Genomic DNA, 5,373 nt, shown 5'->3' on the forward strand with positions numbered 1-5,373 from the left:
TATACAGCTTTTCGTCCTCCATAAAATTCTCCTTTTCCAATAATCGTCATTATGCCGTTACTCTGTATAATGCGTCATGGGGTATAGTAATACAGCACCAGGTCCTTAATCTGCCAGATACACTCTGCCAGCACATAGAAAATGACGGTGTTTTTCGCCCGCTTCTTATACTGCGTCTGTTCTTCCTCCGCGCCGGAGAGCCTGATCATGCAGTATATAAACCTTGCGACGGCGCCCAGGCGGACAAGGATGATAATCGCCTTGGAAATGTCGTCCATCGTAACCAATGTCCATCCACCGCCTTTACTTCGTTAATTTTTGCGCCATGCCGATCAGCCTCACGGAATGGTACACATTGTTGATAACCCCGCCACCACCGCCACCCGTCGTGATGAGGAAGTCCTGCAAGAAGCGCGGCGTCCGGATGGCAAGCATCATGCAGGCCAGGCCCCAAAAGACGTGCATGTTGAGCATCAGCCCCACGCCGAGCTTGGAGAGGACAATCTGCACCACCACGGCCAGCATGGACTGGAAAAACTTGTTGAGATATGCCTTGAAAACGCCTTTGTCGTTGTCCAGGAGTCCCACGCAGGCAAGGGGAACGCCCACCCGCAGGATAAAGATTTCAAGGCCCCGCATGAGAAACTGGAAGTACAGCATGAAATAGCAGATGATAAAAATCAGCCCGAAGATGGCTGTCACAAGCCCCATCGTGGAAATACCATTCACCCATGCCTGCCAGCCGTAATTCGTTGTTACTCCGATGGCTGTCAGCAGTTGGCTGGTCATATCCTCCACAATGTCTGCCATCCACTTATACAGAGTGGGAAAACAAACGGCCACCGCCAGCGCCTTAAAAAAGTTGGTCAGCAGGGAAAGGGGTTCTTCGTCCGCATCGCCGTCGCTCCAAAGTATATAGGTTTCAAAGCCTTTTTTAAGAAACTTCAATACGATGAGAGACACGCCGAAGCCGAACAGGATGTTAAAAAGCGTAGCCGCGATATTGGAGCCGGACACGGTGGTCATGTACTGCTCCGCATACAGGGTCATGGGCACAATCCCGGTCAAAAGGTCGTTGATATAGGCAATGGCACCATTTAACAGCGCGACGATAAGCAATACCAGGAGCACTTCCAAATTGATTTCACCTCCCTCCAGGATTTTGCTTTACGAAGCGTCGCTGTCCGTTCCGTCCCCAGCCTGTTCGCCCTTTGTGAGCGCCTCATGGTAGGCGTCCAGCACCTCTTTTTCGATTTGCTCCCGCACCTCGGACCGGATGGGGAAGCAGATGTCGGAATATTTGCCGTCAGCGTTTTGACGGCTCGGCATGGACACAAACAGGCCGTTTTTACCATCGATCACCCTCACGTTTTTCACGACGAAGCAGTCCTCGATCACAAGGTTGGATACGGCTTTCAGCTTGCCGCTGTCCTGAAAAATGTTCCTGATTTCAGCTTTAATCTTCATTTTCAAAATCCTCCGTACAATTAAATAGGCAGGGGCAACGCGCCCCTACGGTCAGATACAATAATTCTACTGCCGGTAATCATCCATGATAGTTAAACATATCCTTGATGCGGTCCGTGATAATATTTCAACTCCTATCATTTGAGATAGGAGCCAGTATATCAGGCTGGAATTAACGGCAGAGAAACCAATGCGGAAGGCACGCCTTCTCTGACTTAGCCTTGGTAGTTGAATATGGCCTTTATTTTTTCAGAAAGCAACGGAAGTATAGTCGAGCCAAAGAGCAGATACAATCCTGCAAGGACTAAAGCTCCCAAAACTACGCTGATCATTACGTTGATAGCAAGGTCAATCATTCCTGACCCACTTCTGTCTGTCAGGATGCCTCTGGCAGAAACCATTCCCTTCATCATATTTACTCTTGCCTTCATAATTAAGTTTTTCATACTTGAATCTCACCTTTCTTATTTTTCTTATTGAATGACTGTTGGCAATGAGGGGGTGAAGCCTTTTGAAAGTTAAGATAGTGGAAAATAAAAAACAATGTGCGAAACACTACCTTTGGTCAGATTGGTTGCCGCAGTTACTTATAGTAACCGATAATCAAATTCAAAGTTGCCGAGCCGAGTACGGCACCGATACAGGACACAATGGCAACCACAATACGGTTGTTCCACTTTTTCGTGTCCATCTCGTCGGCGGCGCTGCGGCGGATGAAGAAATAGATGATCAGCAAGCCCGCTACCACCGGAGCCAGCACCATCAGCCAGGTGGTGACATCGCCGATCAGCTTTTCTGTCCCCGTGACAATCTTGCTGCCCTGAACGCCGTCAGCGGCGTAAGCCGGCACCGCCATCATTGACGTTGCCGCTAAGACGGCAACGACGAAGGTCCGGACTTTCTTTAAAAGCCTTGAGGCCTTTTTTGTTGCGTTTTTCAGTTTCATAAAATCCTCCTTTCCTCAATCCATATCCGCTTCACCCGTCGCCGATTGACCTTTCCCCTCCGCGGCCTTTTGCTGGAGCTTGCGCATGATATCCTTCTGGTAGTAAACCCAGATATTCCACAGAGCGATTTCCTTGCCCACGTCGGTGACGAGCGGGCGTTTCTGCTCCCGTTCTTCCCTTAACCGGCGATTATGCTCCTTGTCCCCCAGACCCAGCATCTTGTTGAAATACCACTCCGACAGGTCGGGGGAATACATGATAGCGGGATGGGTCCGGGATGTAACGATCTGGTAGGGACGAGAAACCCGTCGTACTTCGTCCACATTCAAAAGCTTGCGCTCAATCAGGCTAATGCTGTGGGAACTTGATGGAGTGGTGTACTTCGCATGATTGGCCGATAGCTGATAGCTGGAAACGGTGTAGGTCCCCAGCTTTTCGCTGATCTCCCGCAGGGTGTCCATGTCATCAGCCTGTAGATAAACCAAGGTCTGGCAGTTGGCCTTGATGGTATCCGAGATGTTCTCATCGTACTTTTCTTTCAGTTGGGAGAAGGACTGAATAAACAGGTTGAACCGCATCCCGCGCCCGCCGCCGACTGTGAGTTTGTTCGCAAAATCACTTATGGTGGTGAAATTTCCGAATTCGTCCAGCATGAAGTTGACCCGTTGCTTGAGCCGTCCACCTCTTGTATCTGCCAGATTTGCTAAAAGCTCATACTGCTGCGACACGATGAGGGAGGCCACTGGATAAAAGGTGGTCTTTTCGTCCGGCAATATGATGAACAATGCCTGCTTTTCCTGCCCGATGTCCTGCAATTCAAAATCGCTGGTATGGGTGATGGAATAGATGGATCTTGAAGTGAACAATCTGAGGGTTGTCAAGGCGGAGGTGTAGAAGCTGCCCCTTGTCCTTGACGGAGCCACATCGGAAATGGAAAGCAGCGCCTTGGCGGGATGGGAGGGTGGAAGTTTTTTGACGTACTCTAAGAGAGGCATTTTGTTTCCGATCATCTTCACCATTTCGGCGATAAACCAGTAGACATTGGTGAGGTTCTGGTAATCAGGCCGGCGCCTGTTGTCGCACACCACGCAGAGGATGGCAGCGGCAATGATGGAGCATTCGCCGTTTGTCCAGATTTTTTCGCCTTCCGGCTTGCCGACAAAGTTGTTGGTCAGATCCCAGGCCAGCATTTCCGCCCTGTCAGTGTCGTCACAGTTGACCGCATTAATGATAGGCTGCAACAGGTTGTAGCGCATACTTTTGGACGGGGTTTTGAAATCCAGCACCAGCACCCGGTAGCCGAGTTCTTTGAGAAACTCCGCGGTGTAGTCGTATAACTCCGCTTTCGGGTCACTGACCACGATGGATTCACCGGCCAATCCCAGGGTGCAGATGGACTGCACCACCAGGTTGCGGGTTTTCCCGCTCCGGGTGGCACCGACACACAGCAGATGGCTGTCCTCGCCTACATAATAGATGTGCTCGTTAACGCCCTCCTTTTTCATTCCAAGCACAACGCCGCCCTCGCGTAAAGCAAAGGCGACGTCTTCATCGGGTTCCGGTTTTGGTTTAGGGATTGTCTTGGGATGAAATATCGTCCTCAACCTCCTTTTCCTTGTTCTTCTTGTTTTTCAGAAAGTCTATATTATCATAGCCGCCTTTGATAAGCGCCTTGATAACCTTGTTGTGGGGATTTAAAGCAAAGCTTGCAAAGGCTTTGTCCTTTTCGGCGTCTTCGAGCCATCTTGCCGAGCCGTGCTGGTACTGTCCCACCGCAACGGGCGTCTTGATATCCGGCGTGATCTCCGTCAAATCCGACTGATAGGGCCGTAGGTTAGTGAGAAAGTACATCACCGCCAGAATCAGCATGAAGCCCTGCAAGCAAAGATAAAGAAGAAAATGCTGTTTACTTGAAAAAAGACTGGCAAGGCATTCACTGATGGGCAGCAGCTTCAATACCGTCATCTGCCTTGACAGTAGCCCGTGAAGGGCGGTTGAGAAAAAGAGATTGACAAAACCGCCGGTCAAAAATATCAGGGAGCAGATCATCAGTTTGGGTCTTGTTTTCATAGCTCCACCTCACATTTCCAGTTCAAATTCGATCTCGTTGAAGGCTTCAAAACCCGTATCGTATTCCGCGTCGTCAAGCTGCTTCAAGGCTTCCTGCCTTGCGATAAAATCCGGGTCGGTAATCAGTCCCTGCCGGACCAGCTCGTCTCCCACAAGGGAGGTGGAAAGCTCATCGGTAAAGCACAGGTTTTCACCCTCCGGTTCACCCCTGGCGGCAACCGCTTCGGGCAGTATTTTTTCAGCGTCCGCCTTTGACATCATAATACCCTTGCTTTTGTCGCCCACAATCTCATAAATGCCTAAGGCGATTTCGCCACAGGAGATGATATTGCCCCATAGGTTAGCGTTGGGCCTGCTGTCCGGCATGGATTCCGCCTCCCTCCGCGTACGGCATAAAGGCGACAATGCTCAGATAGTCCTCGCCCAGCCGCAAAATCAAATCGTCCTGATGCTTTAACACCGTATCCACCGTACTTTCGGGGCAGTATTTCAACAGATCCTCCACATACTGCCCCACCTCAAGGCCGATGGGCTTTTTCATATATTGCTCGTCTGTCATGGCCTCCAACCGCTTGTTCAAATCGTTCTTATAGGCCAAAAACCGCGCTATGGCAATGGTTTGGTTTCTTTTGCTGCCCATGCTTCACCCTCCAATCTCCTCATCCATGTCCTGCCGGAATTCGCCCTCAAAGTCGAAGTCATAGTCCCTGCCTTTGAGTTCGGGCACAATGTCCTCGATTTTGTCAATCATCTGCCCGACGGAAATCATGTCGTCATTGGCAAGATTGTTGTCCAGTAGCGTCAGCTTTACCAGGTTAGAGTGAAGCACCATCAGTTCGGTTTCGGAAAACAGAGCCTTTTCGTCCACCAAGCCGCTTCGGATGGCAAA

The 5,373-nt window shown here is 50.3% G+C and carries 9 protein-coding genes and 1 pseudogene; all 10 read right to left on the reverse strand.

The window, feature by feature from the left end; genetic code table 11:
• Nucleotides 1-74: 74 nt before the first annotated feature.
• A complete protein-coding gene (locus tag DSOL_RS25430) occupies nucleotides 75-278 on the reverse strand; it encodes a mercury transporter (RefSeq protein ID WP_427854462.1) in 204 nt (67 codons plus the stop codon).
• 25 nt (nucleotides 279-303) lie between these two features.
• Nucleotides 304-1,131 carry a conjugal transfer protein TrbL family protein gene (locus tag DSOL_RS25435; RefSeq protein ID WP_486598773.1) on the reverse strand — a complete coding sequence of 276 codons (828 nt, stop codon included), beginning with the start codon at nucleotides 1,129-1,131 and terminating at the stop codon, nucleotides 304-306.
• Between the two features lie 36 nt (nucleotides 1,132-1,167).
• Nucleotides 1,168-1,467 carry a SpoVG family protein gene (locus DSOL_RS25440; RefSeq protein ID WP_075367502.1) on the reverse strand — a complete coding sequence of 100 codons (300 nt, stop codon included), beginning with the start codon at nucleotides 1,465-1,467 and terminating at the stop codon, nucleotides 1,168-1,170.
• Nucleotides 1,468-1,682: 215 nt separating this feature from the next.
• The gene (locus DSOL_RS25445) at nucleotides 1,683-1,913 is read right to left on the reverse strand and encodes a DUF6133 family protein (RefSeq protein ID WP_075367186.1); all 231 of its coding nucleotides are present in this window, start codon (nucleotides 1,911-1,913) and stop codon (nucleotides 1,683-1,685) included.
• 137 nt (nucleotides 1,914-2,050) lie between these two features.
• Nucleotides 2,051-2,413, reverse strand: coding sequence for an Mbov_0395 family pilin-like conjugal transfer protein (locus DSOL_RS25450; RefSeq protein ID WP_139314624.1), 363 nt, complete (start codon nucleotides 2,411-2,413; stop codon nucleotides 2,051-2,053).
• A 15-nt stretch (nucleotides 2,414-2,428) separates the two neighbouring features.
• Nucleotides 2,429-4,018, reverse strand: coding sequence for a VirD4-like conjugal transfer protein, CD1115 family (locus DSOL_RS25455; protein ID WP_235839005.1), 1,590 nt, complete (start codon nucleotides 4,016-4,018; stop codon nucleotides 2,429-2,431).
• On the reverse strand, nucleotides 3,984-4,484 hold the full coding sequence (locus DSOL_RS25460) for a TRAG family protein (protein ID WP_075367503.1): 501 nt from the start codon (nucleotides 4,482-4,484) through the stop codon (nucleotides 3,984-3,986). The genes DSOL_RS25455 and DSOL_RS25460 overlap by 35 nt, the downstream gene beginning before the upstream one ends.
• A gap of 9 nt (nucleotides 4,485-4,493) precedes the next feature.
• Nucleotides 4,494-4,850: a hypothetical protein gene (locus DSOL_RS25465; protein WP_075367504.1), complete on the reverse strand. Its 357-nt coding sequence runs from the start codon at nucleotides 4,848-4,850 to the stop codon at nucleotides 4,494-4,496.
• Nucleotides 4,825-5,124, reverse strand: a complete 300-nt coding sequence (locus tag DSOL_RS25470) for a hypothetical protein (RefSeq protein ID WP_075367191.1) — start codon at nucleotides 5,122-5,124, stop codon at nucleotides 4,825-4,827. The genes DSOL_RS25465 and DSOL_RS25470 overlap by 26 nt, the downstream gene beginning before the upstream one ends.
• A gap of 3 nt (nucleotides 5,125-5,127) precedes the next feature.
• A pseudogene (locus tag DSOL_RS25475) lies at nucleotides 5,128-5,373 on the reverse strand (hypothetical protein); the annotation flags it as partial.

The sequence above is a fragment of the Desulfosporosinus metallidurans genome, assembly GCF_001936615.1.
Classification (GTDB): Bacteria; Bacillota; Desulfitobacteriia; order Desulfitobacteriales; family Desulfitobacteriaceae; genus Desulfosporosinus; species Desulfosporosinus metallidurans.